1 rRNA gene is annotated in these 3,089 nt (G+C 55.0%); it reads left to right on the top strand.

The annotated features are described in order from the left end of the window. Window positions 1-5 precede the first annotated feature (5 nt). Window positions 6-3,088, top strand: a 23S ribosomal RNA gene (locus tag HMPREF2708_RS00005). Window position 3,089 lies beyond the last annotated feature (1 nt).

The raw sequence follows: 3,089 nt of genomic DNA, 5'->3' as shown, positions 1-3,089 counted from the left end.
TTTGTGTGTTGTGTTGTAAGGGCGCATGGTGGATGCCTTGGCATAGTAGGCCGATGAAGGACGTGAGAGGCTGCGATAGGCCTCGGGGAGCTGCCAACTGAGCGTTGATCCGAGGGTGTCCGAATGGGGAAACCTGGCCGTCGTTGTGGGCGGTCGCCGTTAGATGAATTCATAGTCTAATTGGTGGTTACGCGGGGAAGTGAAACATCTCAGTACCCGTAGGAGTAGAAAACAATTGTGATTCCGTTAGTAGTGGCGAACGAACGTGGATGAGGCTAAACCGCGTGCGTGTGATACCTGGCAGGGTTTGCGTGCGTGGGGTTGTGGGGATGCATTGTGCAGGGTCTGCTAGTCCTGCGTTGCGTGTGTGTGGGTGTAGCGGAAGTGGATTGGAATGTCCTGCCGTAGACGGTGAGAGTCCGGTACGTGAAACACTTATGCGTGCAATTGGTGTGTTGCCCGAGTAGCAGCGGGCTCGTGGAATCTGCTGTGAATCTGCCGGGACCACCCGGTAAGCCTAAATACCTGCTTATGACCGATAGCGGATTAGTACCGTGAGGGAATGGTGAAAAGTACCCCGGGAGGGGAGTGAAATAGTACCTGAAACCATGTGCTTACAATCCGTCAGAGCCTCCGTGTGGGGTGATGGCGTGCCTTTTGAAGAATGAGCCTGCGAGTCAGCGGCATGTCGCGAGGTTAACCCGTTGGTGGGGTAGTCGTAGCGAAAGCGAATACTAATTAGTGTGTTGTTAGTGGCATGTCCTGGACCCGAAGCGGGGTGATCTACCCATGGCCAGTGTGAAGCAGAGGTAAGACTCTGTGGAGGCGCGAACCCACTTAGGTTGAAAACTGAGGGGATGAGTTGTGGGTAGGGGTGAAAGGCCAATCAAACTCCGTGATAGCTGGTTCTCCCCGAAATGCATTTAGGTGCAGCGTCGTGTGTTTCCTCCTGGAGGTAGAGCTACTGGTTGGTTTAGCGGGACTATCATCTTAGCGACATCAGCCAAACTCCGAATGCCGGTGAGGTCAGAGCACGGCAGTGAGACTGCGGGGGATAAGCTTCGTAGTCGAGAGGGAAACAGCCCAGATCGCCGGCTAAGGCCCCTAAGGGTGTGCTAAGTGGAAAAGGATGTGGGATCGCGAAGACAACCAGGAGGTTGGCTTAGAAGCAGCCATCCTTGAAAGAGTGCGTAATAGCTCACTGGTCGAGTGGTTCTGCGCCGACAATGTAGTGGGGCTCAAGTACACCGCCGAAGCCGCGGCAATCACCATTGGTGGTTGGGTAGGGGAGCGTCGCGTATGTGCTGTGAAGCGCTGGGGTGACCCTAGTGTGGAGTGTGCGCGAGTGAGAATGCAGGCATGAGTAGCGAATGAGGAGTGGAAAACTCCTCCGCCGAATGACTAAGGGTTCCTGGGCCAGGTTAATCCTCCCAGGGTGAGTCGGGGCCTAAGGCGAGGCCGACAGGCGTAGTCGATGGATAACGGGTTGATATTCCCGTACCCGTGTGTCCGCGCCCATGGTGAATCAGGGATACTAACCCACCTGAACACGCGCCGTTTACTAGCCTTTTAGGTTGGTTGGTGTGTGTGATGCTGGGGACCTGAACTGGTAGTAGCCAAGTGATGGGGTGACGCAGGAAGGTAGCCGTGCCACGTGATGGATGTCGTGGTGTAAGCGTGTGGCCCGTGTTCTAGGTAAATCCGGAGCATAGTGGGTGAGGCGTGATGCGTACCCGTTTTGGGGAAGTTGGTGATCCTATGCTGCCGAGAAAAGCCTCTAGCGATGTGGATATACGGCCCGTACCCGAAACCGACACAGGTAGTCAGGTAGAGAATACTAAGGCGATCGGGAGAACTGTGGTTAAGGAACTCGGCAAAATGCCCCCGTAACTTCGGGAGAAGGGGGGCCATGACTGGTGACCGACGTGGTTGAGCTGGTTGTGGCCGCAGAGAATAGAGGGAAGCGACTGTTTACTAAAAACACAGGTCCGTGCGAAGACGGTGAAGTCGATGTATACGGACTGACGCCTGCCCGGTGCTGGAAGGTTAAGAGGACCTGTTAGATCACTTGTGGTCGAAGCGGAGAATTTAAGCCCCAGTAAACGGCGGTGGTAACTATAACCATCCTAAGGTAGCGAAATTCCTTGTCGGGTAAGTTCCGACCTGCACGAATGGCGTAACGACTTCCCTGCTGTCTCAACCACAGACCCGGCGAAATTGCAGTACGAGTAAAGATGCTCGTTACGCGCGGCAGGACGAAAAGACCCCGGGACCTTCACTATAGCTTGGTATTGGTGTTCGGTTCGGTTTGTGTAGGATAGGTGGGAGACTGTGATGCCTCAACGCCAGTTGGGGTGGAGTCGTTGTTGAAATACCACTCTGATCGTATTGGACATCTCAACCTCGGCCCGTGATCCGGGTTAGGGACAGTGCCTGGTGGGTAGTTTAACTGGGGCGGTTGCCTCCTAAAGAGTAACGGAGGCGCCCAAAGGTTCCCTCAGCCTGGTTGGCAATCAGGTGTTGAGTGTAAGTGCACAAGGGAGCTTGACTGTGAGACTGACAGGTCGAGCAGGTAGGAAACTAGGGACTAGTGATCCGGCACCGGCTTGTGGAAGCGGTGTCGCTCAACGGATAAAAGGTACCCCGGGGATAACAGGCTGATCTTCCCCAAGAGTCCATATCGACGGGATGGTTTGGCACCTCGATGTCGGCTCGTCGCATCCTGGGGCTGGAGTAGGTCCCAAGGGTTGGGCTGTTCGCCCATTAAAGCGGCACGCGAGCTGGGTTTAGAACGTCGTGAGACAGTTCGGTCTCTATCCGCCGCGCGCGTAGAAACTTGAGGAAGGCTGTCCCTAGTACGAGAGGACCGGGATGGACGTACCTCTGGTGTGCCAGTTGTCCCGCCTGGGGCATGGCTGGTTGGCTACGTACGGAAGGGATAACCGCTGAAAGCATCTAAGCGGGAAGCCTGTTCCAAGATTAGGTTTCTTTTGAGGTCCCCTATAGATGATGGGGTTGATAGGCCGGATCTGGAAGCATCGTAAGGTGTGGAGGTGACCGGTACTAATAGACCAAACATTCAACACACA

This window comes from Corynebacterium sp. HMSC073H12 (genome assembly GCF_001837775.1).
GTDB classification, from domain to species: Bacteria; Actinomycetota; Actinomycetes; order Mycobacteriales; family Mycobacteriaceae; genus Corynebacterium; species Corynebacterium amycolatum.
The sequence above is the reverse complement of the archived record's forward strand: the minus strand, read 5'-3'. Positions and strand labels throughout refer to the sequence as shown.